This window comes from Georgenia thermotolerans, from assembly GCF_009193185.1.
GTDB classification, from domain to species: Bacteria; Actinomycetota; Actinomycetes; order Actinomycetales; family Actinomycetaceae; genus Georgenia; species Georgenia thermotolerans.
Map to the genome: position 1 here is coordinate 1 of NZ_VUKF01000002.1, position 26,098 is coordinate 26,098.

20 protein-coding genes are annotated in these 26,098 nt (G+C 72.8%); 11 read left to right on the forward strand and 9 right to left on the reverse strand.

The genetic code is table 11. The features are described 5' to 3' along the window. Positions 1–215 precede the first annotated feature (215 nt). The gene (locus GD970_RS01130) at positions 216–1,691 is read right to left on the reverse strand and encodes a glutamate-cysteine ligase family protein (protein ID WP_152199777.1); all 1,476 of its coding nucleotides are present in this window, start codon (positions 1,689–1,691) and stop codon (positions 216–218) included. A gap of 161 nt (positions 1,692–1,852) precedes the next feature. Here GD970_RS01130 and GD970_RS01135 point away from each other — a divergent pair, with 161 nt between their 5' ends. Next, positions 1,853–3,613 (forward strand): metallophosphoesterase family protein, encoded by a 1,761-nt coding sequence (locus tag GD970_RS01135; protein ID WP_152199780.1) that lies wholly within the window; start codon positions 1,853–1,855, stop codon positions 3,611–3,613. 59 nt (positions 3,614–3,672) lie between these two features. Continuing rightward, a complete protein-coding gene (locus GD970_RS01140) occupies positions 3,673–4,377 on the forward strand; it encodes a vitamin K epoxide reductase family protein (RefSeq protein WP_170297228.1) in 705 nt (234 codons plus the stop codon). Between the two features lie 62 nt (positions 4,378–4,439). Here GD970_RS01140 and GD970_RS01145 read toward each other — a convergent pair whose 3' ends face one another. The 6 genes from GD970_RS01145 to GD970_RS01170 all read right to left on the reverse strand — a co-directional run bounded on the left by GD970_RS01145 (position 4,440) and on the right by GD970_RS01170 (position 11,835). Then, positions 4,440–4,889, reverse strand: coding sequence for an HIT family protein (locus GD970_RS01145; protein WP_152199784.1), 450 nt, complete (start codon positions 4,887–4,889; stop codon positions 4,440–4,442). A 73-nt stretch (positions 4,890–4,962) separates the two neighbouring features. Continuing rightward, positions 4,963–5,631, reverse strand: coding sequence for a nickel pincer cofactor biosynthesis protein LarB (larB, locus tag GD970_RS01150; RefSeq protein ID WP_152200072.1), 669 nt, complete (start codon positions 5,629–5,631; stop codon positions 4,963–4,965). Positions 5,632–5,716: 85 nt separating this feature from the next. Continuing rightward, on the reverse strand, positions 5,717–6,577 hold the full coding sequence (larE, locus tag GD970_RS01155) for an ATP-dependent sacrificial sulfur transferase LarE (protein ID WP_152199786.1): 861 nt from the start codon (positions 6,575–6,577) through the stop codon (positions 5,717–5,719). A 138-nt stretch (positions 6,578–6,715) separates the two neighbouring features. Then, the gene (locus tag GD970_RS01160) at positions 6,716–8,140 is read right to left on the reverse strand and encodes a glycoside-pentoside-hexuronide (GPH):cation symporter (protein WP_170297227.1); all 1,425 of its coding nucleotides are present in this window, start codon (positions 8,138–8,140) and stop codon (positions 6,716–6,718) included. 314 nt (positions 8,141–8,454) lie between these two features. Next, a complete protein-coding gene (uidA, locus tag GD970_RS01165) occupies positions 8,455–10,257 on the reverse strand; it encodes a beta-glucuronidase (RefSeq protein ID WP_152199791.1) in 1,803 nt (600 codons plus the stop codon). A 138-nt stretch (positions 10,258–10,395) separates the two neighbouring features. Continuing rightward, a complete protein-coding gene (locus GD970_RS01170) occupies positions 10,396–11,835 on the reverse strand; it encodes a glycoside-pentoside-hexuronide (GPH):cation symporter (protein WP_152199793.1) in 1,440 nt (479 codons plus the stop codon). A gap of 323 nt (positions 11,836–12,158) precedes the next feature. Here GD970_RS01170 and GD970_RS01175 point away from each other — a divergent pair, with 323 nt between their 5' ends. From GD970_RS01175 to GD970_RS01185, 3 genes are all read left to right on the forward strand, one after another. Continuing rightward, positions 12,159–13,412 carry a LacI family DNA-binding transcriptional regulator gene (locus GD970_RS01175; RefSeq protein WP_226925044.1) on the forward strand — a complete coding sequence of 418 codons (1,254 nt, stop codon included), beginning with the start codon at positions 12,159–12,161 and terminating at the stop codon, positions 13,410–13,412. Positions 13,413–13,526: 114 nt separating this feature from the next. After that, positions 13,527–14,954, forward strand: a complete 1,428-nt coding sequence (gene uxaC, locus GD970_RS01180; RefSeq protein ID WP_152199795.1) for a glucuronate isomerase — start codon at positions 13,527–13,529, stop codon at positions 14,952–14,954. Then, on the forward strand, positions 14,951–16,354 hold the full coding sequence (locus GD970_RS01185; RefSeq protein WP_152199797.1) for a mannitol dehydrogenase family protein: 1,404 nt from the start codon (positions 14,951–14,953) through the stop codon (positions 16,352–16,354). Before uxaC ends, GD970_RS01185 begins: the two co-directional genes overlap by 4 nt. 77 nt (positions 16,355–16,431) lie before the next feature. On the opposite strand, the gene GD970_RS01190 is transcribed toward GD970_RS01185, so the two are convergent. Then, positions 16,432–18,057, reverse strand: a complete 1,626-nt coding sequence (locus GD970_RS01190) for an acyl CoA:acetate/3-ketoacid CoA transferase (RefSeq protein ID WP_152199799.1) — start codon at positions 18,055–18,057, stop codon at positions 16,432–16,434. Positions 18,058–18,137: 80 nt separating this feature from the next. Beyond that, on the reverse strand, positions 18,138–19,166 hold the full coding sequence (locus GD970_RS01195; RefSeq protein ID WP_152199801.1) for a LacI family DNA-binding transcriptional regulator: 1,029 nt from the start codon (positions 19,164–19,166) through the stop codon (positions 18,138–18,140). Positions 19,167–19,643: 477 nt separating this feature from the next. On the opposite strand from GD970_RS01195, the gene GD970_RS01200 reads away from it, so the two are divergent. The 6 genes from GD970_RS01200 to GD970_RS01225 all read left to right on the forward strand — a co-directional run bounded on the left by GD970_RS01200 (position 19,644) and on the right by GD970_RS01225 (position 26,041). Then, the gene (locus tag GD970_RS01200; protein WP_152199803.1) at positions 19,644–20,681 is read left to right on the forward strand and encodes a TRAP transporter substrate-binding protein; all 1,038 of its coding nucleotides are present in this window, start codon (positions 19,644–19,646) and stop codon (positions 20,679–20,681) included. A gap of 59 nt (positions 20,682–20,740) precedes the next feature. Beyond that, entirely contained in the window at positions 20,741–21,382 is a 642-nt protein-coding gene (locus tag GD970_RS01205; RefSeq protein WP_226925046.1) for a TRAP transporter small permease, read from the forward strand. Between the two features lie 2 nt (positions 21,383–21,384). After that, the gene (locus GD970_RS01210; protein WP_152199808.1) at positions 21,385–22,698 is read left to right on the forward strand and encodes a TRAP transporter large permease; all 1,314 of its coding nucleotides are present in this window, start codon (positions 21,385–21,387) and stop codon (positions 22,696–22,698) included. Positions 22,699–22,818: 120 nt separating this feature from the next. Beyond that, a complete protein-coding gene (locus GD970_RS01215) occupies positions 22,819–24,069 on the forward strand; it encodes an AGE family epimerase/isomerase (RefSeq protein WP_152199810.1) in 1,251 nt (416 codons plus the stop codon). Between the two features lie 62 nt (positions 24,070–24,131). Continuing rightward, positions 24,132–25,286 carry a Gfo/Idh/MocA family protein gene (locus tag GD970_RS01220; protein WP_152199812.1) on the forward strand — a complete coding sequence of 385 codons (1,155 nt, stop codon included), beginning with the start codon at positions 24,132–24,134 and terminating at the stop codon, positions 25,284–25,286. After that, positions 25,283–26,041, forward strand: a complete 759-nt coding sequence (locus GD970_RS01225; RefSeq protein WP_211489753.1) for a glucosamine-6-phosphate deaminase — start codon at positions 25,283–25,285, stop codon at positions 26,039–26,041. The genes GD970_RS01220 and GD970_RS01225 overlap by 4 nt, the downstream gene beginning before the upstream one ends. Positions 26,042–26,098 lie beyond the last annotated feature (57 nt).

The window sequence follows — 26,098 nt, forward strand, 5'->3', positions numbered from 1 at the left end:
ACCATCACCATCCGCGCCGGCGACCACGACATCACCGCCGCCGACCCCCTACCCGCCGACCTCACCCAGGCCCTGACCCGCATCCACGCTCCGGACGGCACGTGGCACTAAATTGAGCCAACTCAGGATCATGGCCGAGTCTCCGCCGTCCGCATGCGCTGGCCCCGTCCCGAGACGCCGCCTCCCGCTGGGCATCAGGGGGACGGGGCAGGGCCTCAGGGCACCGGCCAGGTGTGCACCGGCTCGTTGGCGTTCATGTGGCGCATGTACTCGCGCAGCATCTCCCGCAGCGCGGTCGGGCGGTCCATCCCACGCTCCTCGAACGCCTCCGTCGCGGCGACCTGCCACGACGCGCCGTTGACCTTGAGCTTGGCGCGGGCCTCGATGATCCCGAGGTACTTGTCGATCACGTCCGCGGCCACGCCCAGCCGCTCCAGGCCACGGTGGGCGAGGGGGAGGAGCACCCGCAGGACGAGCTCGTCCCAGTCGACCTGTCCCGCGCCGGGCCAGTACAGCCGCGCGGCGGCGCCCTCGCGCGCCGCCTCGTGGAAGTTCTGCCGGGCGGCCTCGAAGCTCATCCGCGACCACACCGGCCGCTCGTCCGCGACCATCTCCACCGCGGCGCCGTAGAAGAAGGCCGCGTTCGCGATGACGTCGACCACCGTCGGGCCCGAGGGCAGCACCCGGTTCTCGACCCGCAGGTGCGGCTGCCCGTCGGAGACGTCGTAGATGGGCCGGTTCCAGCGCCAGATGGTGCCGTTGTGCATGCGCAGCTCGGACAGCTGCGGCGTGCCCCCGGCGTCGAGGACGGCGAGCGGGTCCTCGTCGCTGACCTCCGGGAGCAGCGCGGGGTAGTAGCGCACGTTCTCCTCGAACAGGTCGAAGATGGAGTTGATCCACCGGTCCCCGAAGGGCACCAGCGGGCGCACCCCCTGGTTGCGCAGCTCGGGCGGGCGGGTGTCGGTGGCCTGGAGGAACAGCTCGGTGCGCGTCTCGGCCATGAGGCGGTGGCCGAACAGGTACGGCGAGTTCGCCCCGACGGCGAGCTGCGGTCCGGCGAGGACCTGGGCGGCGTTCCAGTACCGCGGGAAGCTCGCCGGGCGGACCTGCAGGTGCAGCTGCACCGAGGTGCAGGCGGCCTCGACGGCGACGGTGTCGTTGGTCATCTGCAGCCGCTCCGGGCCGGGGATGTCCAGCGCGATGTCCTCGCGGCGGGCGGACATGACCGCCTGGTCGAGCATGCGGTAGCGGGCGTTCTCGGAGAACCACGAGAAGCCGTGCTCCGGGCGCGGCAGCGTCGGCAGGATGCCGATCATGCAGATGTCCGAGCCGACGTCGCCGGCGCGGTCGCGGGCCCGGTTGAGGTTCTTGCGCAGCGCGCTCTCGAGCTGGGCGAGCGACTGGCCGTCGATGCGGCGCGGCTCGATGTTCACCTCGATGTTGAACCGGCCGAGCTCGGTCTGGAAGCGCATGTCGTCGATGTGCGCGAGCACGTCGGCGTTGTTCATCGCCGGGTCGAGGTTCCCGTCGACGAGGTTGAGCTCGATCTCCAGGCCGGTGCGCCACTCCTCCTCGACGAACGAGCCCTCCTCGAGCATCCGTGCGAGGGCGTCGAGGCAGCGCTGCACGGCCTCCCGGTGCCGGCTGTGGTCCCGCCGCGAGTAGACCTTCGCCTGGACGTCCTGCCCCATGCTCACCTCCTGTCGGCCGGGTCTCACGCCGAGGCCCGGTCGTTCTCAGCATGCGGTGACCGGCGCGCCGTCGCACGTCGGCGCGGGGCCCGCAGCGCGTCTCCCGGCCCGCGCGCGCAGCGATGGCTCGCGCCGGCGCCCGAGATGATGGAATGGGCGGGATGGACAGCACGACGACGCCCCGACGGCGCTGGGAGTGGTGGCACCGACAGACCCCCACCACCCGGCGCACCATCCGCACGGCGCTGACCCTGCTCGTCACCGGTCTGCTCGCCGCCGCCTTCGGCGTCACCACCGCGTCCACGCACGCCTCGCTGGGCCCGCACCGGGCCGACCTCCATGTCACGCTCGACCGCCAGGTCACCGTCCAGCTCGGCCCGCTGGGCGCGCTGAGCATCGCTTCCCCGCTGCCCTGGCCGCTGGGCGTCGACGTCGTCGTCGAGGAGATCCCCTCCGCCCTCAGCCCCGCCGGGGGCAACCCGCTCACGGGGCTGCTGGGGGACGCCAAGGCGTACGGGCAGCTCTTCAGCGAGCCGGAGGCGGCCCTGCACGACGCCGTCACCGGCCTGGTCCGTGACGCGCTCGGCCGCACGGCCGTGGCGTGGTCGATCATGCTCGTCCTGCTCGCCGCCGGGCGGCTGGCCTCGGGGGGCCGGCTGCGCGACGAGCTCAAGGCGGCGCTCGCCCGTCCGGGCGTCGCCGCGCTGGCCGGGGCCGCCGCCCTGAGCACCGTCGCCGTCGTCGTGGTGCCCGCCGCCACCCCGGACCGCCCGGCGGGGTACAGCCCGGCCGTGCTCGACGGCACCCCGCTGCAGGGCGCGCGGATCACCGGGCGGCTGGCCGACGTCGTCGCCGCCTACGGCCCGACGGTGAAGAACGCCTACGAGCGTAACGAGAAGTTCTACGACGAGGTGACCCGCAACCTCACGGCCGCCTACGCCGCCGACCCCGCGTCGCACGCCCCGCCGTCGGTGGAGACCCCCGGTGCCGGGACGCCGGCGCCCGACCAGGGCACGGACGCAGCCGCCGCGGGTCCGGCCGCCGACCCGCCCGCCGACCCCGTGACCCTCCTCTTCGTGTCCGACCTGCACTGCAACGTCGGCATGGCGCGGGTCATCACCGCCGCGATGGAGCAGTCCGGCGCGCAGGTGCTCCTCGACGGCGGCGACACGGTGATGAGCGGGACCTCGGTGGAGTCCTACTGCGTCAACGCCTTCGCCCGCGCCGTGCCGCGGCACGTGCCGGTCGTGGTGTCCACCGGCAACCACGACTCGGCGACCACGGCCCAGCAGGAGCGCGCCGCGGGCCGCACCGTGCTCAGCGGCGACGTGGTGGAGGTGGAGGGGGTGCGGATCCTCGGGGACACCGACCCCACGGTCACCACGGTCGGCGCCGGAGGCACCCGGCCCGAGCGCAACGAGACGATCTTGGCCATGGGCCGGCGGCTGGCGGACATCGCCTGCGCGGAGCAGCGCGACGGACGCCCGGTCGACATCCTGCTCGTGCACAACCCGCGCGCCGGCAACGCCACCATGCGGCGCGGCTGCGCGAGCCTGCAGCTGTCCGGCCACTGGCACCGCACCGTGGGCCCGGAGGTCCGCGGGCACGCGGTGCGCTACGTCAGCGCCTCGAGCGGCGGCGCCGCCCCCGGCGCCGCCACGGTCGGACCGCTGTCCGCGCCGGCCGCGCTCACCGTGGTGCAGGCCGACCGCGCCACCGGGGTGCCCTACGCCCTGCGCCGCATTACGATCGACAAGGACGCCCAGGTGACGCTCGGCCCCTGGACCCCGCTCCCGACGGCGCCCCCCGCGGACCTGCCCGACGGCGCAGCCGCCTCCGGCGCCCCGGCCGACCAGGCCACCCCGGGCGGCACGCCCGGCGAGCAGGCCACCGCGCCCGACGGCGCCACGCCCACCCCGTAGGCGGCCACTCCGGGACGACCGGGCCCGCGCGCATACTGGGGCCGGAACAGGGAGGTCACGTGAGCGCCAGGCGCACCCCGTCACGGCCGGACGACCGGCCCGAGCTCGACCGGCTCAGCGACGACGAGCTCGAGCGCGAGCTCGCGACGCTCGACCGGTCCCGGCCCAGCGCGCACCAGCGCGCGGGCGGCGCGCCCCGCGAGCTCGCCTGGCTGCTCACCGTCGCCGGGGTGCTCGGCCTGTGGGCCGCCGTCGAGCTCGTGCTCTCCGAGATCACCGTGGCCGCCAACCCCAACGCCTCCCTCGCCTGCGACTTCAACCCGCTCGTCGGGTGCGGCACCTTCATCACCACCTGGCAGGCGCACGTGCTCGGACCGCCGAACGCCGTGGTGGGCACGGCGGCGTTCGGCGCCCTGACCGCCGTCGGGCTCGTGCTGCTGGCCCGGGGCCAGGTGGCGCGCTGGTTCTGGCGGGTGCTGCTCACCGGGGTGAGCCTGGGGATGGTGTGGGTGTTCTGGTTCCAGTACCAGGCGCTGTTCGTCATCCGCGGCCTGTGCCCGTTCTGCCTGGTCGTGTGGACGGTGATGATCCCGGTGTTCGTCCACACCTGGGCGCGCGCCGTCCAGGCCGGGCACGTCGCGGCCGGGGAGCGGCTGCGGCGAGCGCTCGTCCTCGACCGCTGGGTGATCGTCGCGGTCTGGTACGCCCTCGTCGTCCTGGCCGTCGTCGTGGTCTTCTGGGACCGCTGGCTGCTGCTCCTCTGAGGGCTGCGACCGGCCAGGCCCTGATCGGTGGGACCGCCCCGGCGTCCGCCGAGGCGGCGCGGTCAGCCCAGCGTGGGCGCGCCGAGCGCGGCGGGCACGTGCGCCCCCTCGCCCGCGGCACGCAGCGCCTCGCGCACCCGTTCGGCGGCGGCGTCGAGCTCCTCGGCGGGCACGTCCTCACGGGCGTTGTCGAACCGCAGCGCCGCCTCGCTCCACGCCGGCATCACGTGAAGGTGGAGGTGGTCGATCTCGAAGCCCGCCACCAGCACCGCGGCCCGGGGGGCGTCGAAGGCGGCCATCTGGGCGCGCCCGACCGTCTTGGCGACCACCGCGAGGTGCGCGACGAGGTCGTCGGGGGCGTCGGTGTACTGCGGGACCTCCTCGCGGGAGACCACGAGCATGTGCCCCTCGGTGATCGGCGCGATGGTGGAGAAGACCACGCAGCGCTCGTCCGCCCAGACGAACCGGCCCGGGAGCTCCCCGGCGATGATCTTGCTGAAGACGGTGCTCATGGCGTCATCCTGACATGCGGCCGGGGACCGTCGCCGTTCGGGCGCCGGCGCCGGTCCCAGGCCGGTGGCAGCGCTACTCCGGTCGCGGGGCCGCGATCTGGGCGGCCAGGTGCCCGCCGCCGTAGCCGTTGTCGATGTTCACCACACCCACCCCCGGCGCGCAGGAGTTGAGCATGGTGAGCAGCGCGGCCATCCCCTGGAAGCTCGCGCCGTAGCCCACCGAGGTGGGCACGGCGACCACGGGCGCGGAGACCAGCCCGGCCACCACCCCCGGCAGCGCCCCGTCCATGCCGGCGACGACGACGATCGCGGCGGCCCGGCGCAGGGTGTCCACACGGGCGAGGATGCGGTGCAGGCCGGCGATGCCGACGTCGACGACGAGCTCGGTGCGCCGGCCCAGGTACCGGGCGGTCAGCTCGGCCTCGCGGGCCACCGGCAGGTCGGACGTGCCGGCGCAGGCGACGACGACCAGGCCCCCGGTGGGCTCGGGCGGCTCGGGCGGCCAGGCGAGGAGGCGGGCCTCCGGCTCATGGCGGGCGTCGGGCAGGACGTCGAGGATGGCCGCGGCCCGCTCCTCGTCGGCCCGGGTGAACAGCGTGCGGGCGCCGGCAGGCGCGCCGTCGGCGTGCCGCTCGCGCAGGGCGGTGGCGATGGCCCGCAGCTGGGCGGGGGACTTGCCCTCGCAGAAGACGGCCTCGGCGTACCCGCGGCGGCGGGCCCGGTCGTGGTCGAGCTCCGCGATGCCCGCGGTGGGGTCGAACGCGTGGTCGGCGGTGGGACCGGCGGCCGGACCGGCCGCGGTCAGGGACTCGACGGTCGGGCGCGGGTCAGCCACGGCGGCCCACCTGCACCAGCGGGAGGGTGAACGCCCCGGACTGGATGCCCTTGAGGTCGACGACGACGAACCGGAAGCCGACCGCGCGGACCCCGCGCACCAGCTCCTCCCGCACGTCGTCCGCGGTGGCCCGGCCGAGCTCCGCCGTCGGCAGCTCGATGCGGGCGATGTCGCCGTGGTGGCGCACCCGCCCGTCCGAGAAGCCCAGCTCGCGCAGCACCTCCTCGGCCCGTTCCACCTGGCGGAGCTTCTCGGGGGTGACCTGCTCGCCGTGGGGGATCCGCGAGGCGAGGCACGGGGCGGCGGGCTTGTCGGCGACCGGCAGCTCGAGGGCCCGGGCCACCTCGCGGACCTGCTCCTTGGTCAGCCCCGCGACGGACAGCGGGCGCAGCACCCGGTGGTTGGTGGCCGCCTGGGCGCCGGGACGGTCGGGCCGCCGGGCGTCGTCGGCATTCTCGCCGTAGGCCACGGCGGCCAGGCCGTGCGCCGCGACCACCTCGTCGGAGATGCGGCGGAAGAGCTCGTCCTTGCAGAAGAAGCAGCGGTCGGCGCCGTTCTTGACGTAGTCGGGGTTCTCGCCCTCGTGGGTCTCGATCTCGACGACCCGGGCGCCGATGAAGGCGGCGGTCTCGTGGGCGCGGGCCCGCTCGGAGCGGGCGAGGGAGGGGGAGATGCCGAGGAGGGCGACGACGTCGTCGGCGCCGAGGCTGCGCACGGCCAGGGCGAGCAGCAGCGCGGAGTCGACGCCGCCGGAGTAGGCGACGCCCAGCGGCGCGGCGCCGGCGAGCTGGGCGCCGACGGCGTCGGCCAGGGAGAGCGTCTCCCCGGTCAGGTTCTCGAAGCGTGCCGGCACGGCGTCCTCCTCAGGTTGCTGGTGAATCACTGTACGGTCCGGCCGTCCGGCCGTGCCCACGCCGGGGCATCGCGGGGTGGCGGGCGCCCGACGCGCCGAAGGGCGCCGCGGGTGCAGCGCCCTTCGGGTGACGAACGGTCAGGCGACGTCGTCGGGGTGGAGCTCGGCGTGCCGCTTGGCGCGGTTCTCCTGGATGCTCGTCATGATCTCCTGGAACTTCGCCTCGGTGAGCGGGTAGCGGGACATGATGAGGAAGGCGCCGAGGAAGAACGCCGCGGGCAGCAGCGCGCCCCAGGTCTGGATGCCGTCGAGCACCGACTGTGGCTGGACCTCCAGGGTGGCGTTGTAGCCGACGAAGCCGAGCACGTAGGCGCCGATGGCGGCGCCGACCGCCTGGCCGACCTTGCGGATGAAGGAGAACGCGGCGTAGGTGGCGCCCTCGGTGCGGATGCCGGTCTTGTACTCGCCGTACTCGACCGTGTCGGCCTCCAGCGCCCAGGTCATGGTGTTGAGCAGGCCCATGCCGAAGCCGATGAGGAACAGGCCGACGAGGCTGACCAGCAGGCTGTTGGCGATCGCGAAGACGAGGCCGCCGGCGATGCCGATCCCGGCCGCGGTCATGAAGCCGTGCTTCTTGCCGAGCTTGCGGGTGACGCCGGGGCCGAGCGGACCGACGTAGAGCACGGCGCCGGTGGTGATGATCGTGACGACGGCGGCCAGCCAGTTGCCGGCACCGGCGTACTGGGCCAGGGCGTGGTTGGCGATGTAGATGCCGAGCGCGGAGACGATGTTCTGGCCGATGAGGTAGAAGAGCGAGGAGCCGCACAGCCGCAGCAGCGGGCCGTTGTGCCGCAGCGTCTGCATGGTCTCCTTGAAGGTGACCCGCTCGACCTCGCGGTAGACCGTCTCCTTCGAGGTGAAGAACGTGGTCATGAACATGACCATGCCGACGACGAGGAAGATGACGGCGGTGACCAGGAAGGTCGACGCGAGGTTGTCCGAGCTCTTGATCTTCGGGGCGAGGATGACCGAGAGCAGCAGGATGGTGCTGCCGGAGCCGACCATGCGGGCGGCGGACAGGCGGGAGCGGTCCACCGGGTTCTGGCTCATCGCGCCGGCGAGGGAGCCGTAGGGGATGTTCACCAGGGAGTAGAGCAGGCCGAGCAGGGCGTAGGAGACGGTCGCCCAGACGAGCTTGAGGCCGTAGCTCTCGACCGGGATCCAGAACGCCAGCAGGTTCGAGGCCAGCAGCGGCAGCGAGAACCACAGGATGAACGGCCGGAACTTGCCGAAGCGGGTCATCGTGCGGTCGACCATGCGCCCGGCGAACAGGTCCGCGAAGGCGTCCCAGATCTTGACGAAGAGGAAGATGCTGCCGGCGTGGGCGGGGCTGATGCCCACGACGTCGGTGTAGAAGACGAGCAGGAACAGGCCCGTCATCTGGAAGGCGATGTTGCAGCCGGCGTCGCCGGCGCCGTAGCCGAAGATCGTCCGGACGCTGAGGTGGGGACCCTGGGCGCTCGGTGCTGACCGCTGGACGGCCGTGGCCTGTGCGGTGCTCATGGAATCTCCTTGACGGAAAAAGGATGCTCGCCCTCTGCTGCCCCCCATGCATGGCCGGGCGGAAGGTCGTAGCGCGTTGGAACTGTTATCCGTCCCCGGCACCCGCAAGTTCCATCACTTGCCATGGGTTGCACGACGGTTGTCGGGAGTTGCCCGGGCCGATGGCGGCTCGAACGGCGCGCTGGCGCGGAGGCCCGTGCGCCGAGGTGACGAGGGCCACGTTCGCCGGGCAACGGCACGGGCCCGGCTCCGCAGGCGGAGCCGGGCCCGAGGCACCCGTGGCCGGGGACGCCGAGCAGCGCCCCGGGGAAGGGTCAGTCCCGTCCGGTCCAGCGGCGGCGCAGGAGGTGCGCGGCCGCCTTGGGCCGCCGGTCGCGGGTGAACACGCCCTTCTTGTTGCCGTCCACCCGGACGATGCCGCGGGAGGTCTGGAAGTCGGCGAAGTTCCAGACGTGCTCACCTTGGACCGCCTCGACCCGGTCGAAGACCCGGTGGTACATGTCCAGCAGCTCGCTCTGGTACTCCTCGGACCACAGGGCGCCGTAGAGGTCGTGCAGGCCCGCGACGGTGTCCGCGCCGTACTCGGTCATGAGCACCGGCTTGCCGTGCGCCTCCCACGCGCGCAGCTCGGCCTCGAGGTCGGCTTCGGCGGCGGCGAGGTCGCCGGTGTTGGCGTACCAGCCGTAGTAGCGGTTGATCATGATGACGTCGCTGTACTGGGCGAGCCGGTCGACGTCCGCCTTGGAGTACATGACGTTGACGAAGCCGACCGGACGGTGCTGCTCGAGCTCGCGGGCGAGGGCGAACAGCGGCCTGAAGTACTCCTCGGACTCCGGGGTGTGGGACTCCGGCTCGTTCGCGATGGACCACATGACCACGGAGGGGTGGTTCTTGTCGCGGGCGATGAGCTCGCGGATGGCCTGCGCGTGGGCCGCCTGCGCGGCGGAGCCCACCGCCTCCTCGGAGAAGACCTGGTCGATCTTCGTGCCCAGGACGGCGGCGACCGAGGCGTTCATGCCCACCGCCGGGGTCTCGTCGATGACGACGACGCCGTGGGCGTCGGCGTAGTCGAGCACCTCCTCGGCGTAGGGGTAGTGCGAGGTGCGGAAGGAGTTCGCGCCGATCCACCGCAGCAGCTCGAAGTCGTGGACCATCTCCGCGTCGTCGTGGCCCTTGCCCCGGGTGAGGTGGTCCTCGTGCATGCCGAAGCCGCGGAAGTAGAACGGGCGGCCGTTGATGAGGAACTCCGTGCCGCGCACCTCCAGCGTGCGCACGCCGACCTTCTGCACGTAGCTGTCCACCACGGCCCCGTCGGCGGCGAGCACCTCCACGACGAGGTCGTACTGGTAGCCCTCGCCGGGCTGCCACAGGTGCACCCTCGGCACCTCGAGCACGCCCTCGGCCCCGGTGCCGCGGGTGACCTCGGCGCCGTCGGCGTCCCGCAGCCGCACCCGCACCTGGGCGGCGCCGCCGTCCGGGCCGGCGACCTCGACGGCGTAGCCCACCGTGCCCGTCACGTCGGCCGCCATCGGGTCGCCGGTGGTGCCCGGGACGACGGTGACGTCGTCGACGCGGGTGGGCGGGGTGGTGTAGAGCCACACCGGCCGGTGCAGGCCGGCGTAGTTGAAGAAGTCGTGCATGTACTTCTGCCGCTTGCCGTGCGGGGTGTCCTCGATGATGCCCGGCGGGATGGTCGCCCACGTGAGCCGGTTGTCCACCGCCGCGGTGATCCGCACGACCTCGCCGGGGGTGACGAGGCCGGTGACGTCGGCCTCGAAGGGGGTGTAGCCGCCCTGGTGGGACATCACCTCGGTGTCGCCGACCCAGACGGTGGCGTGGTGGGTGGCGGAGTCGAAGCGCAGGACGACCCGCTGCCCGGCCCACCCGCGCGGGACCCGGGCGGTGGTCTGGTACCAGACCTCACCGACGTGGTCGTGCAGGTCGCGCCCGGGGACGATGTCGTTGTAGCTGGCCGGGACCGGCATGTCGATCGCGTCCGCCAGCGGGCCGGCGAACCACCGCTCGTCCCGCCCGGCGCCGTCGGCATCGGCGCGGAACCTCCAGAGGCCGGTGAGCGAGCGGCGTTCGCGGGTGGCGGTGTCCTGTGGGCGCAGCATGCGGGTTCCTCTCGTGTGGGTGCTCGGCGAGGGCCAGGTCCGTGCCTCGGCGGCGCGCCGCCCCGACCGTCACGCGGGTGCGCGGACGCGGGGCGGACGACAGGTGGGGGATGCGGCGGTGCGGCCGTTGCGGCCGGATCAGCCGGCGCCGGCGAGGCTCTCGCCCCCGTGCAGCTCGGCGTGGCGCTTGGCCCGGTTCTCGACGATACCGTGCACGATCTCCTTGAACCGCTCCTCGGTGAGCGGGTAGGTCGACATGATCAGCAGCGCGACGAGGAAGAAGGCCGCGGGCAGCACCGCGCCGGCGGTCTGCATGCCCGCGAGCACCTGCGGCGTCTGGCTCACGGGGTGGTCCGACGTCGACGGCTGGAAGCCGATGAAGGCCAGGGCGTAGGAGGCGATGGCGGCGCCGACCGCCTGGCCGACCTTGCGGGTGAAGGAGAAGGCGGCGTACGTGGCGCCCTCGGTGCGCACGCCCGTCTGGTACTCCCCGTACTCGACGGTGTCGGCCTCGAGTGCCCAGGTCATGGTGTTGAGCAGCGCCATGCCCAGGCCGATGAGGAAGAGCCCGAGCAGGGCGATGACGAGGCTGTTGCTCGCCCAGAAGACGAGGCCGCCGAGGATGGCGACGCCGGCGGCGATCATGAACCCGCGCTTCTTCCCCAGGCGCCGGGTGACGGTCGGCCCGAACGGGCCGACGTAGATGACCGCGCCCGTGGTGATGATGGTCGCGACGGTCGCGATCCAGCCGGCGGCGCCGGTGACGTACTGGGACAGCACGTCGTTGGCGAGGTAGATCGTGAGCGCGGAGACCACGTTCTGGCCGGTGAGGTAGAAGAACGACGACAGGCACAGGCGCACCAGCGGGCCGTTCCTCCCCAGGGTGGCGAAGGTCTCACGCAGGCTCACGCGTTCGACCTCCCGGAAGACCGTCTCCCGGGACGTGAAGAAGGTGGTGAGGAACATCGCCATGCCCACGACGAGGAAGACGACGGACACGACGATGAAGGTCAGGTGGAGGTTCGGGGCCGACTTGATCCGCGGGGCGAGGACGATGGCGAGGAGCAGGATGGTCGTGCCCGAGCCGACCATGCGCGCGGCGGCGAGGCGCGAACGGTCCACCGGGTTCTGGCTCATGGCCCCGGCCAGGGAGCCGTAGGGGATGTTGACGAGCGAGTAGAGGACCCCGAGCAGGGCGTAGGTCGCGTACGCCCAGACGAGCTTGTAGCCGTAGGTGGAGAAGTCCGGCATCGAGAAGGCCAGCACGTTCGACACCAGCAGGGGCAGCGAGAACCACAGGATGAAGGGGCGGAACTTGCCCCACCGCGTCATCGTCCGGTCCACCATCCGGCCGGCGAAGATGTCGGCGAAGGCGTCCCACACCTTCACGACGAGGAAGATGGTCCCGGCGTCGGCCGGGTGGATGCCCTCGACGTTCGTGTAGTAGACGAGCAGGAACAGGCCGGTCATCTGGAAGGCGATGTTGCAGCCCGCGTCGCCGGCGCCGTACCCGACGATCGTCTTGCGCGGCAGGTGGGGGACCGCCGCGTTCTCCAGCGTGCTGGTCATGGTCGCCATGCGCTGCTCCCGTCAGCGGGTGGCCGGGACCGGCGCACCCGTGGCACCGCGGGGGCGTCGGCGACGGCCGCGAGACCGGTCTGCACCATTGACCCACCGGGCCCGGGGGAGGGCAATCGGGCCCGCGGGTGCGGCCGGTGCACGACAATGAGTCCGTTCGCCGGCCCGGCCGGCGCCGCGCAGCGCCGCGCCGCGCCGGACCAAGGTCCCGACCCGTCGTGCGATCTTTCCGACACCCGGAGAAGCGCCTGCGGAGCAAGCGGTTGCCATATCTTGCAGCCAGGCACGTACCGTGGGTGCCGGGGACGAGGAGGGACGCGCGCATGGCGCACGACGACGGCACGACGGACGCTGGCCTCACCGGTCCCAGCGACCCTGCGCCCGATGCGGAGACGCCTGCGGGCGAGGCGCCCCCGATGCGGGCGGGGGAGGTCGCCCCCGGGCTTGACGCGCCGGAGGAGGGGAACGCCACCACGGGCGCGACCGAGGCCGATGCCGTCTCGGTGCCGGAGGAACCGGTCACGACCGGCCGTCCCCGGCGACGCGGGGTGCCCACGATCTACGACGTGGCCGAGGCCGCCGGCGTGGCGCCGTCGACCGTGTCCCGGACGTTCTCCCGGCCTGGCCGGGTCAACTCCGAGACGGCCGCGCGCATCCGCCAGGTGGCCGCCGACCTGGGCTATCGGACGAACCCCATGGCGCGCGCCCTGTCGACGACGCACACGAGCCTGCTCGCCCTCGTCGTCCCGGACATCACCAACCCCGTGTACTTCGAGATCATCAACGGCGTCCAGGACGAGGCCGCCGAGGCCGGCTACACGGTCGTGCTGGTGGACTCGCGGGAGTCGGACCGTCGTGAGCGCGAGGCCCTCGAGCGGGCCCTGCCGATCGTGGAGGGCATCGTGCTGGGCACCTCGCGGATGTCGGACGCGTCCATCCGGATGATCGCCAAGCAGCGGCCGATGGTGGCGATCAACCGCGCGGTGCGGGAGATCCCGTCGGTCGTCCCGGACAACTCCCGCGGCGTGCGCCGCGCGCTCGAGCACCTCGGCGAGCTGGGCCACGAGCCGGTGACCTACCTCGCCGGGCCGGAGGCGTCGTGGGCCGACGGGATGCGCTGGCGGGGGCTGAGAGAGGCCTCCCTCGAGCTGGCCGTGCACGTGCGACGCCTCGGCCCGCTCGCCCCCACGGTGGCGGGTGGCGTCGCCGGCGCCAAGGCCTGGCTGCAGTCGCCCACCACCGCGGTGATCGGGTTCAACGACCTCGTGGCGATCGGCTTCATCCGCTACGTCACCTCCCGGGGCGTGCGGGTGCCGGAGGACGTGTCGGTGGTGGGTTACGACAACATCTTCGCCGCCGACCTGGTCACGCCGCCGCTCACCACCGTGGCGACGCCCCGCCGGGCGCTGGGAGCCGCCGCGGTGCGCAACCTCCTCGCCCAGATCAAGGGGGCCCACCCACGCGGGGGGCCGCCGGTCGTCGTGCCGGTCAAGCTCGTCGAGCGGCAGAGCACCGGCCCGGCCCCCGCCCAGGCGCCCGCCGCCGGGACGCCGCCGCGCGGGATCCCGGTGCGCTGACGACCGGCGCCGGCGCACCGCGCCGGGGCGCTCCAGGCCGCGGCCCGGGGCTCGGGACAAGCAACTGGCGGCAACACGTTGGCGCGCGGCGGCCGCCGCCGGAACGATGGCGGCATGACCACCTCTGACGACGACGTCCTCCACGTCCACCCCGACCGGTTGCTGCCCTCCGAGCCGGGCCTGCGCACGATCGCGCGCGAGCTCTACGACTCCGTCAAGGACCTGCCGATCATCTCGCCGCACGGGCACGTGCCGCCCCAGTGGCTCGCGGACGACGTCCCGTTCGAGGACCCCACGTCGCTGCTGATCACGCCCGACCACTACGTCAACCGGCTGCTCCACGCCAACGGCGTGTCCCTCGCCGACCTCGGCGTCAACCAGGAGACCTTCACCGACGAGCAGAAGCGCAACGCGTTCCGCCTACTGTGCGCGAACTGGAAGGCCTACCGCGGCACCCCGGTGAAGTTCTGGTTCGAGTCCGAGCTCGCCGACATCTTCGGCATCACGCTCGCGCCCAGCGAGGCCAACGCCGACGCCATCTACGACCAGATCGCCGAGGCCATCGCCACGCCCGAGTTCCGGCCTCGGGCGCTGTACAAGAAGTTCGACATCGAGTTCATCGCCACCACCGACGACCCCGTCGACGACCTGCGCTTCCACGAGAAGCTCGCGGGCGACCCGACGTGGGAGGGCAAGGTCGCCCCGACGTTCCGGCCCGACAAGTACCTCGAGCCCGCCACGGAGGCGTGGAACGGCCTGGTCGACCGGCTCGGAGAGGTCGCCGGCGTGGACACCGGCACCTACGCCGGCTGGGTCGCCGCGATGGAGAACCGCCGCGCGTTCTTCAAGGACCGCGGCGCCGTCTCCTCCGACCACTCCCACCGCGACCCCGGCGCGGTCAAGCTCGACGACGCCGAGGCCGAACGGCTCTACGCCAAGGCCCGCGCCGGTGAGATCACGCCCGAGGAGGGCGACGCGCTGCGCCGGGACTTCGTCTTCCAGCAGGCCCGGATGGCCTCCGAGGACGGGCTGGTCATGACGATGCACCCGGCCGTGTACCGCAACCACCACGCCGAGAGCTTCGAGCGGTACGGCGCCGACGTCGGCGGCGACATCCCCATGGGGGTGGAGTTCACCAACAACCTCCGGCCGCTCCTGTCGGCGTTCGGCACCAACCCGAACTTCCAGCTGGTCCTGTTCACCATCGACGAGACCGTGTACTCCCGCGAGCTCGCGCCTCTGGCCGGCTTCTACCCGTCGGTGTACGTCGGCGTGCCCTGGTGGTTCATCGACGAGCCGGACGCCATCCGCCGCTTCCGCCGGGCCGTGACCGGCTCCGGCGCCGGCTTCGGGCGCACGTCCGGGTTCATCGACGACACCCGCGCCTTCCTCTCCATCCCGGCCCGGCACGACATGAGCCGGCGCCTCGACGCCGGGTACCTCGCCGAGCTCGTCGGCGAGCACCGCCTCACCATGGACGAGGCGCTCGACACCGCGTACGACCTCGTCGTCACCCAGCCCCGGAAGGCGTTCAAGCTGTGACCACCGCCCTGCCCCGCCTCTCGCGGTCCGCCCACGGCCGCCCCGCCGCCCCGGTGCGCATCGTGCACCTGGGCATCGGCAACTTCACCCGCGCCCACCAGGCCTGGTACACCGAGCACGCCCCGGACGCGGGCGAGTGGGGGATCGCCGCCTTCACCGGGCGCCGCCCCGACACCGCCGAGGCCCTCGCCCCCCAGGACGGGCTCTACACCCTCATCACCCGGCGGGCCGAGGGGGACACCTTCGAGGTCATCGGCTCCCTCTCCGCCGTCCACGCCGCCGCCGAGACCGCCGCGTTCCTCGACTACCTGCGCGCCCCGACGACGGCGATCATCACCACGACCGTCACCGAGGCGGGGTACATGCGCGGCGCCGACGGGCACCTGGCGGTGGACAACGCCGACGTCGCCGCCGACATCGAGGCCCTCAAGGCCGACCCGACGGCGAGCACGCGCACCACCCCGGCCAAGGTCGTCGGCGGCTTCCTCGCCCGCCGCGCGGCCGGCGCCGGTGCGCTGACCGTGCTGCCGTGCGACAACCTGCCCGACAACGGCCCGGCGTTCCGGACCGTGGTCCAGGACCTCGCCGCACAGGTCGACCCGACGCTGCAGGCGTGGATGGACGAGCACGTCTCCTGGGCCACCTCGATGGTCGACCGCATCACGCCCGCCACCACCGACGCCGAGCGCCAGGCCGTCGCCGACAGCGAGGGTTACGAGGACGCCTCGCCGGTGCCCACCGAGCCGTTCAGCGAGTGGGTCGTCGCCGGGGCGTTCCCCGCCGGCCGGCCCGCCTGGGACGCGGCCGGGGTGACCCTGGTCGACGACGTCCGCCCGTTCGAGCAGCGCAAGCTGTGGCTGCTCAACGGCTCGCACTCGCTCATGGCCTACGCCGCGACCATCCTCGGCCACGAGACCGTGGCCGACGCCGTCGCCGACCCGACCGTGCGCGGCTGGGTCGAGGAGTGGTGGGACGTGGCCGGCCCGCACCTGCCGCTGAGCGCGGACGAGGTCGCGAGCTACCGCCAGGCCCTGCTCGACCGGTTCTCCAACCCCCGCGTGCGGCACCTGCTCGCCCAGATCGCCGCCGACGGTTCGCAGAAGATCCCCGTGCGGATCCTGCCCGCGCTGCGCCTGGAACGGCAGGCCGGCCGCCTGCCCGACGGCGCGGTGCGCCCGCTCGCCGCCTGGGTGCTGCACCTGCAGGGCCATGGCGCGCCGGTCAAGGACGCCCGCCGGGACGACGTCCTGGCCGCCGCACACGGCGACGTCGCCGAGGCCACCACGGCGCTGCTGCGCCTGCTCGCGCCGGACATGCTGCCCGACGACGAGCTGGTCGCCGCCGTCGTCGCGAAGGCGGAGGAGATCCTCGCCCGCGAGGACGCCGCGAGCCACATCTAGCTCGCCGGCCGGCGCCCGGCCTGCCGGCCGTGAGGGGTGGTGGGGCACCTCGTGCCCCACCACCCCTCACGTCTGCCCTACCGGGCGAGTACGGCACGCAGGCGGCCGTGCCGCGGCAGCTCGGGCAGGTCGAGACCCACGGGTCCGGGGAGGAACAGCCGGCGGTCCATCTCGGTGAGGTCGTCGGCCACCCGCAGCGGCACCTCGCTCCGGGCGAGGACGTGCCGCTCGATATCGACCCCGGGGGCGAGCTCGATGACGGTCAGGCCCTCGTCGCGCAGCTCGAGCACGCACCGCTCGGTGATGTACAGCACCCGCTGCCCCCGCTCGCGGGACAGGGCGCCGCTGAACGTCACGCCGGCGACCTGACGGACGAGCTTGGTGTGTGGCCCGTCCTCGACGATGTCCAGCGCGCCGTCCTCGGTCACGGTGATCCGGCGGCGGCCCGCCGTGAACGACCCCAGGAACACGATGGCCGGCGCGCCGGTGGTGATGTCTGCGAACCCCCCGACGCCGGCCGTGACGTGCCGGCGCCCGGGGAGGTGGTGCACGTTGACGTCGCCGGACGGGCCGATCTCCAGGAACGACAGGAGGGAGTGCCCGAACCCGCCGCCCTGGAGGAGGGTGAACTGGTCCGCGCTCTGCATGATCGCGTCGGGACTCTGGGCGCAGCCGAAGGCGAAGTCGAGCAGCGGCACACCACCGACCGCGCCCTGCTCGAGCACCCACGACACCGCCGTGCCCTCGCCCTCCTCCACGAGCACGTGCGGCACGAGCGCCGAGACGCCGAAGCCGAGGTTCACGGTCTCGCCGCGGGACAGCTCGAGCGCCCCCCGCCGCGCGACGACCTTCTCCACGGAGAAGGGGAGCGGGGGGAGGGAGTCGACCGGGCGCCGCACCTGCCCGGCGATCGCCGGGTCGAACACGGTCGCGGTGGTCTGGGTCTGCTCGGGTGCGAGCACGACGGCGTCCACGAGGATCCCCGGGACGCGGACGCTCTGCGCCGGGAGGGTCCGGCCCTGAGCAAGGCGCTTGACCTGGGCGATGACGATGCCGCCGTTGTTCTTCGCCGCGTAGGCCTGGTCCAGCGCCCCGAGCGGTGAGCCCTCGTCCTCGAAGGTGAGGTTGCCGTACTCGTCGGCGGTGGTGGCACGCACGACGGCGACCTGGGGCGCCAGCGCCCGGAAGAAGAGGTACTGCTCGTCGGCGACCTCGGTGACCTCGACGAGATCGGCCGGCGTCGCGGCGTTCATCCGTCCGCCCTGCAGCCGTGGGTCCACGAACGTGCGCAGGCCCACCGGGGTCAGGACGCCCGGCTGGTGCGCCGCCGCGGCACGGTGCATCTGGAACAGGACGCCGGACGGGAAGTTGTAGGCGGCGACCTCCTCCCGCTCGACCATCCGCCAGATGGCCGGTGGCGTGGCACCGGAGGGGCCGGAGGGCAAGGACCCCACGATGACACGCCCGAGCAGCCCCGGGTGCGCGAGGTGGTCGATGCCCTTGACGCCGTACATGTCGCCCGCCGCGATGGGGTGGACGGTCGTGAGGTTCCGGGGTGCTGACGTCTCGGCGAACCGCTCGCCGATGCCGCGCAGCACGGCGTCGGGGCAGCCGAGCGCCGAGGACGAGCTCACCGTGACGACGTCGTCGTCGGCGATGAGGTCCGCGGCCTGGCGGGGCGACAGGACGGCGACTTTCTGCATGGTCGATCTCCTTGGCCGGCGATGCGGCAGAGGTGGTGGTGGGGGAGTCAGGGCACGTCGGGACGGTGGTGGTGGCGGAGTCAGGGCACGTCGGGACGGTGGCGGCGGGGGCGCCACGAGCCCGTCGAGGCGCGCACCCGGAGGGCCGGCGGGACGAGCCGGGGCCCCGTGACGACCGTCTGCCCGGCCAGCAGGTCCAGCAGCACGGCGGCGCACGTCCGGCCGACCTCTTCCGCCCGGGTCGCGACGGAGGTCAGCGGGGGCACCTGCTGCTCGGCGGCGGGGATGTCGTCGAAGCCGGCGACCGCCACGTCCGGCCCCGGCGTGACGCCCGCGCGCCGCAGGCCCGTGGCCACGCCCATGGCGACGACGTCGTTGTAGCCCACGATGCAGTCCGGCCACGCCCCGCCGCCCAGGAGCTCCGCGACCGCGTCGGCGGCGGCCGCGGCGGTCTCCACGCCGGTCGCCGGCTCCGTGACGAGCTCGAACGCCCCGGCGGCGCCGGCGCGGAGCCCCTCGCTCCGCTCCCGCCAGGCGGAGGAGTCGGGTGGGCCGCCGAGCAGCACGACGCTGCGCATGCCGGTGGCCGCGAGGTGCCGGCCCAGCAGGCGTCCGGCCTCGACGTTGTCGGGCCCGACGTACGGGGTGGGGCCGGAGAGGTGCCGGGCGAACATGACGAGGGGGATGCCATGCGCGTCCAGCGGCGCCGTCACGTCGGCGGTGCTCGCGTGCGCGGGCAGGAGCAGCACGCCGTCGACGCGGTGCTCGGCCATGGCGGTGAGCAGCTCCGCCTGCCGGGCCGCGTCATCCCTGGAGCACCCGATGAGCAGCGTCCGGCCCTCCCGGTGCACCTGGTCCTCGAGGGCCATGACGAGTGCGGCGAAGTAGGGGTTGCTGAGGTCGGTGAGGACCAGCCCGAGCGTGCCTGTCCGGGCGCGTCGCAGGTTCGCCGCGGAGCGGTCGTAGACGTACCCGAGCTCGGCCATGGCCCGGCGCACCCGCTCCGAGGTCTGGGGCGAGATCCGGCTGCTGCCGCTGACCACGAGCGAGGCGGTCGAGCGGGAGACGCCCGCCCGCGCGGCGACGTCCTTGAGAGTTGCGCGTGCCACGTTCCCTCCTTGGTTGCCCGCACCGTAGCGCGCGGTGGTAGATCGATCCAACAGCGCTGGTCAGCGGGTCGGTCACTCACGCCCTGCCCAGCCGCGCGTGGACCTGCGGGTTGGGGTGCGGACGTGCCCTGACGCTGGGTACCATGGCCAGCGCGCTGCTGGTGGATCGATGCCGCCCTCCCCCCGACGCCGCGGGAAGAGCCCCGCTCGCGCGCGCCGGCGGCAAGGCAAGCGATGGCAACTGTTTGCCGACACCGGACGCCATCTGCCTGAATGGGTGTGGTCCACCTCACCGCGCACCGACATCCGGACACCTGTTTCCCGTCCGGGCCTGTAACCGGTTACGGTGGCGGACTAGCCCCTCCCGCCGGGGCGGTGATCGAGGCACTGCTGCTGATCGCCGGCCCGGCACCAGATCCGACGCGCACGGGAAACCGCCACCGCGCAGCGGCTCATCGACGAGCAGAAGAGGAAACCATGAAGCGCAGCAAGACTCTCTCGATCGCGGCTGTCGTCAGCGCCGCCGCGCTGACCCTCGCCGCGTGCGGCGGGGGCGGTGACAAGGCGGACGGCAGCGACGGCGCCGCCGCCGCCGACGGCAAGACCCTCCGCCTCGCCATCAACCAGACCGAGGACTACCCCTCCACCGTGGCCCTCACCAGCTTCGGCGAGAACCTCTCCGAGGCGACCGACGGCCGCTGGTCCGTCGACGTCTACCCGAACGAGCAGCTCGGCGCGCAGGCCGAGGCCCTGCAGCTCGTCGCCGACGGCGCGGTCGACCTCGCCGTCGTCGCCGGTCCTCAGCTGGAGAACCTCAACAAGGACTTCGTCGTCTTCAACCTCCCGACGGTCTTCAAGAGCGTGGAGCACGAGACCTCGGTCATCAACGACCCCGAGATCACCTCCGAGCTGTACTCCTCCCTCGAGGACCAGGGGATCAGCGTCGTGGGCGGCTTCACCGCCGGCATGCGTGGCGTCTACACGAAGGAAGGCCCCATCAACACGCCGGAGGACCTTGCCGGCATGAAGATCCGCGTCCAGGAGACCGACACCAACATCCAGATGATCGAGGCCATGGGCGGCAAGGCCACGCCGATGTCCTTCGGTGAGGTGTACACCGCGCTGCAGTCCGGCGTCATCGACGGCGCCGAGAACGCCGAGCCGTCCTTCGTGACGCAGAAGCACTACGAGGTCGCCAAGTACTTCTCCTACACGGACCACCTCATCAACACCGACTACCTCGTCATCAACAGCGACCTGCTGAAGTCGATGTCCGAGGACGACCAGAAGATCTTCCGCGAGCAGTGGGACGGCTTCCTCGACGAGTTCAACGGCCTGTGGGAGGAGTCCATCTCCACGGCCATCGACGAGGCCAAGGCCGCCGGCGTGACCTTCACCGAGCCCGACAAGGAGGCCTTCGCCGAGAAGCTCGCCCCGCTGGTCGAGAAGAACATCACCAACGACACGCAGCAGAAGCTCCTCGACGCGACGCGCGCCGCCGCGCCGGCCGCCTGACGGACACCCGAAGAGGCCGAGGCAACGAAAGTAGGTTTGCGTTGAAAGCCGTCACCAGAGTGCTGGACAGGGTCCTGTCCGTCGCCTGCATCATCCTGTTCGCCGTACTCGTGGTGGACGTGGTCTGGCAGGTCGCCTCGCGCCAGCTGCTGGGGAACCCCAGCACCTGGAGCGAGGAGGCCGCTCGCTACATCTTCGTCTGGCTCGGCCTCTTCGGGTCCGCGCTCGTCTTCTCCGAGCGTGGCCACATCGCGGTCGACTTCGTCGTCCGTCTGTTCCCCAAGCCGCTCATGCGCGCGGCGCTGATCTTCGTCCAGCTCGCGATCATCACGCTGGCCGCCGTCGTCTTCATCTACGGCGGGTGGAAGTACGTCCAGCAGTCCTCGGGACAGCAGCTGTCCGCGCTGCCGTTCACCGTCGGCACGATGTACACCGTCATGCCGATCACGGGCGTGCTCATCGTCTGGTACGCCCTCACCCACCTCATCGAGGCGCTGCGTGTCCCGGACCCCGCCTCGCTGCTCGCGGTGGACGAGGAGGCCGAGGCGGCCCTCGCCACGTACGGCGACGACGAGACCGCCGCCATCGCCACCGCCACCTACGGCGCCGGCGACTCCGCCGCCGCCACCGAGCTCGGCGAGTCCGGCCTGGACGACGACCGTCCTGGCGCGGGCACCGACACCACCCGCCGGGAGGGCTGACCATGGACCCCGCAACCCTTGCCGCGATCATCCTCGTCGTCGGGATCTTCAGCTGCATCGCGCTGGGCGTGCCGATCGCCGTGTCGATCGGGCTGCCCTCGCTGCTGGCCACCATCGCCGTGCTCGGTTTCGACAGCGCGATCATCGCCGCCCCCCAGCGGATGTTCACCGCGGTGAACAACTTCTCGCTCCTGGCCATCCCCTTCTTCGTCCTCGCCGGCGTGCTGATGAACAGTGGCGGCATCGCCGGCCGGCTCATCGACGCCGCCAAGGTGATGGTCGGCCGGATGCCCAGCTCCCTGGCGCAGACCAACGTCGTCGCCAACGCCATGTTCGGCGCCGTCTCCGGCGCGGCGGTCGCCGCCGCGGCGGCCATCGGCTCGGTGATGTCGCCGCGCATGGCCAAGGAGGGCTACGACAAGTCCTTCGCCACCGCGGTCAACGTCGCCTCGGCACCCGCGGGCATGCTCATCCCGCCGTCCAACACGCTGATCATCTACTCCCTCGCCTCGAGCACCTCGATCGCCGCGCTGTTCATGGGCGGTGTCGGCCCCGGTCTGCTGTGGGCGCTGACGTGCGGTGTCGTCGCGTACATCGGGTCGCGCAAGTACGGTGGCCGGCCGACCACCGACCACCCCGGCCTGAAGCTCTCGCTCCTGGTCATCTGGCGGGCCGTGCCCTCGCTGCTGATGATCGTCATCGTCATCGGCGGCATCCTCACCGGCCAGTTCACCCCGACGGAGTCGTCGGTGATCGCGGTGGTCTACTGCCTGATCCTCGGCTTCGTCTACCGCACGGTGAAGGTGCGCGAGCTGCCCGGGATCCTCCTCGACGCCGCGCGCACCACCGCGGTGGTCATGCTCCTGGTGGCCGTCTCCGGCCTGCTGTCCTGGGTCATGTCCTTCGCCCGGATCCCGCAGCTGATCTCCGAGACCCTGCTCGGCGTCTCGAGCAGCCAGGTGGTGATCATCCTCATCATGACCGCCATCCTCCTGGTGGTCGGCTGCTTCATGGACCCCGCCCCGGCGATCCTCATCTTCACGCCGATCTTCCTGCCGCTGTGGAAGTCGTTCGGCTACGACCCGATCCACTTCGGTGTGTTCATCACCTTCGCCTTCTGCGTCGGCGTCATCACGCCACCGGTCGGCAACGTGCTCTTCGTGGGTGCGAGGGTGGCGAACATGCGCGTGGAGCCGGTGATCCGGAAGCTGGTCCCGTTCTTCGTCGGCCTGGTCGTCGCACTGCTCGTCACGGCCTTCTGGCCCTCGCTCACCACGTGGCTGCCGATCCAGATGGGCCTCATGGCCGCGCCGTGATCCGGTTGCCGGCGGCCTGACCGGCCGCGCGGGCGGTCCGCCGCCGCCCCGCACCACCGGGCCGGCCCTCGCACGACGAGGGCCGGCCCGCCCCGTCCCCACGAAAGTTCAGGAACGACTGTGCAGCAACTGCCCCCGCTCCACCGGCACTGGCTCGAGCACGAGAGCCTTCGCCTGCTCGACTTCGGCCGGGCCTCATGCCGCGAGGACTCCGGCTTCGGCTGGCTCGACGCCGACGGGCGCCTCACCCCCGGCGAGCCCCAGCACCTCTACATCGCGGGCCGCATGACGCACGTGTACTCGCTCGGCAGCCTGCTGGGCGTCCCCGGCTGCGCACCGATCGCGGCGCACGGCGTGCGGGTCCTGTCGACCCTCTACCGGGACGCCGAGCACGGTGGGTGGTTCACCGCGCTCGACGCGTCCGGTCGCCCGCTGAACACCGACAAGGCCGCCTACCCCCACAGCTTCGTCATCCTCGCGGGCGCCTCCGCGAGCATCGCCCAGGTCGCCGGCGGCGCCGAGCTGCTCGAGGACGCCCTGGCCGTCGTGGACGAGCGGTTCTGGGACGACCGGGACGGCATGGTCGTCGAGCAGTGGGACCGCGCGTTCACCACGCTGCTCGACTACCGCGGCCTCAACGCCAACATGCACATGCTCGAGGCCTACCTCGCTGCCTTCTCCGCCACGGGGCGGGCGGAGCTGCTCGAGCGGTCCCTGCGGATCAGTGAGCGCGCCTGCGACGCGGCGCGGGCGCAGGGCTGGCGCCTGCCCGAGCACTTCGACGCTTCTTGGCGGCCCCTCCTCGGGTTCAACGCCGAGCGGCGCGACGACCCCTTCAAGCCTTACGGCTCCACGGTCGGGCACTGGTTCGAGTGGGCCAGGCTGCTCCTGCTCGTCGAGCAGGCCTGCGCCGAGGCCGGTCGCGCGGCCCCGGCGTGGCTGCGCGAGTCCGCGCTGGCCCTCTTCGACCTCGGGGTCGCCGAGGGGTGGCGCGCCGACGGTCGGGACGGCTTCGTCTACACCGTGGACTGGGAGGGCCGCCCCGCCGTGCGCAACCGCCTCCACTGGGTCGCGGCCGAGGCCATCGGGGCCGCGGCGACCCTGCTGGCGGTGACCGGCGAGCCTCGCTACCGGCACTGGTACGACACGTGGTGGGACTACGTGCGCGCCTACCTCGTGGACACCGACCGGGGTTCGTGGCACCACGAGCTCGACGTCGACAACCGGCCGTCGAGCCTGATCAAGAAGGGCAAGGCGGACGTCTATCACGCCCTCCAGGCCACCCTCGTCCCGCTGCTGCCGGTCCGGCCCGGCCTCGCTCGCGCCGTCGCCGACGCCGCCGACCGGCCGGCGCCCCAGTCCGTCCGCTGAACCACCCCGCGCTGCGGCGCGCCCCCACCCGCGCCGGACGGCGCGAGAAGGAAGGAGTCCACATGCGCACGCTGCGCATCGCGATGAACGGCGTCACCGGACGCATGGGATACGGGCAGCACCTCCGCAACGCCATCCTGCCCATCCGGGACGCCGGTGGCGTGGTCCTGCCCGACGGCTCCACGGTGCAGGTGGAGCCCGTCCTGGTGGGCCGGCGGGCGGACCGGCTGCAGGAGATCGCCGCTGCGCACGGCATCGAGCGGTGGAGCACCGACCTCGACGCGGTGCTGTCCGACGTCGACGTCTACTTCGACGCCCAGGCCACCGCGGGCCGCGCCGCGGCGGTGCGCACGGCGATCGCGGCCGGCAAGCACGTCTACGCCGAGAAGCCCTCCGCCCAGACCGCGACGGAGGCGTTCGAGCTGGCCCGGCAGGCGGAGGCGGCCGGGGTGACGACCGGCGTCGTCCACCACATGCTCTACCTCCCGGGGCCGGCCGCGCTGCGCCGGCTCGCCGCGGAGGGGTTCTTCGGACGGATCCTGTCGGTGCGTCTGGAGTTCGGGTACTGGGTGTTCGACGGCGAGCACCGGGCGGGCCAGCGGCCGAGCTGGAACTACCGGGCCGAGGACGGCGGGGGCATCACCGCCGACATGTTCACGCACCTCAACTACCTCGTCGAGCGCATCGTCGCGCCGGTGCGCGGGGTCTACGCCGTGGCGACGACGCACGTGCCGCGGCGGTGGGACGAGCAGGGCGAGCCCTACGCCGCGACGGCGGACGACGCCGTCTACAGCACGCTGGATCTCGACGGCGGGGCCGTGGCGGTGGTCAACGCCTCCTGGGGGGTGCGGATGTTCCGTGACGAGGTGCTGCAGATCCAGGTCGACGGGACGGCCGGGTCCGCGGTGGCGGGGTTCCAGAGCTGCGTCACCCAGCACGCCTCGGTCACCCCGGCGATGTCCGGCGACACGGCCCGGCCGCTGTCGGACGAGCGGACGCGGTGGGCGGCCGTCCCACCCTCCGGGCCGGCGGCGAGCCCGTTCCGGCTGCAGTGGGAGGACTACCTGCGCGACGTCGCCGCCGGGCGCCCCCACGCCAACGATCTGGGGTCGGCGGCCCGGGGGGTCCAGCTCGGGGAGCTGGCGCTCACCTCCTCCGGGAGCCGGCAACGTGTCGCGGTGCCGGCGCTGGTGCCGGCAGGAAGAGGCACCCGATGAGCGGGCTCCGGACCCGGGTGTTCCCCGACCGCGCGGCGATGGGGGCCGCCGCCGCGGCCGACGTGGCCGCGGAGCTGCGCGCTCGCCTGGCCCGGCAGCCTGAGGTGCGGATGGTGTTCGCTGCCGCACCGAGCCAGCAGGAGATGCTCGACCGCCTGGTGGCCGCGGAGGGCATCGACTGGCGGCGGGTGACCGCGTTCCACATGGACGAGTACCTCGGCCTGGCCCCGGAGGCGCCGGAGCGCTTCGCGCGCTGGCTGGACGTTGCGCTGTTCGGCCGCGTACCGTTCGGCGCCGTGCACCGTCTGGATCCCGGCGGCGACCCCGAGGGCGAGGCCGCCCGCTACAGCGCGCTCCTGGCCGAGGCACCGCTCGACGTCGTCTGCCTGGGCATCGGGCAGAACGGCCACCTCGCCTTCAACGACCCGCCGGTCGCCGACCTCGAGGACCCTCTGGCGGTCAAGGTCGTCGACCTCGACGAGAGCTGCCGGCGCCAGCAGGTCGACGACGGCTGCTTTCCCTCGCTCGACCGCGTGCCGCGCCGCGCCATCACCCTGACCATCCCGCGGCTGCTGGACGCCGCCCGGCTGTTCTGCGTGGTCCCCGGGAGCGCCAAGCGGGTCGCGGTCCGCGCGGCGCTGACCGAGCCCGTGGGCCCGGCCCACCCGGCCACGGCGCTGCGCACCCACCCGGACGTCACGCTCTACCTGGATGCCGACTCCGCGCCCGAGCGGCTCACGCCGGCCGAGGCGTGAGCGCACCGCGGGGCCTCGGGACGGGGCGGGAGCAGTGAGCAGGTCCAGACCGGACAC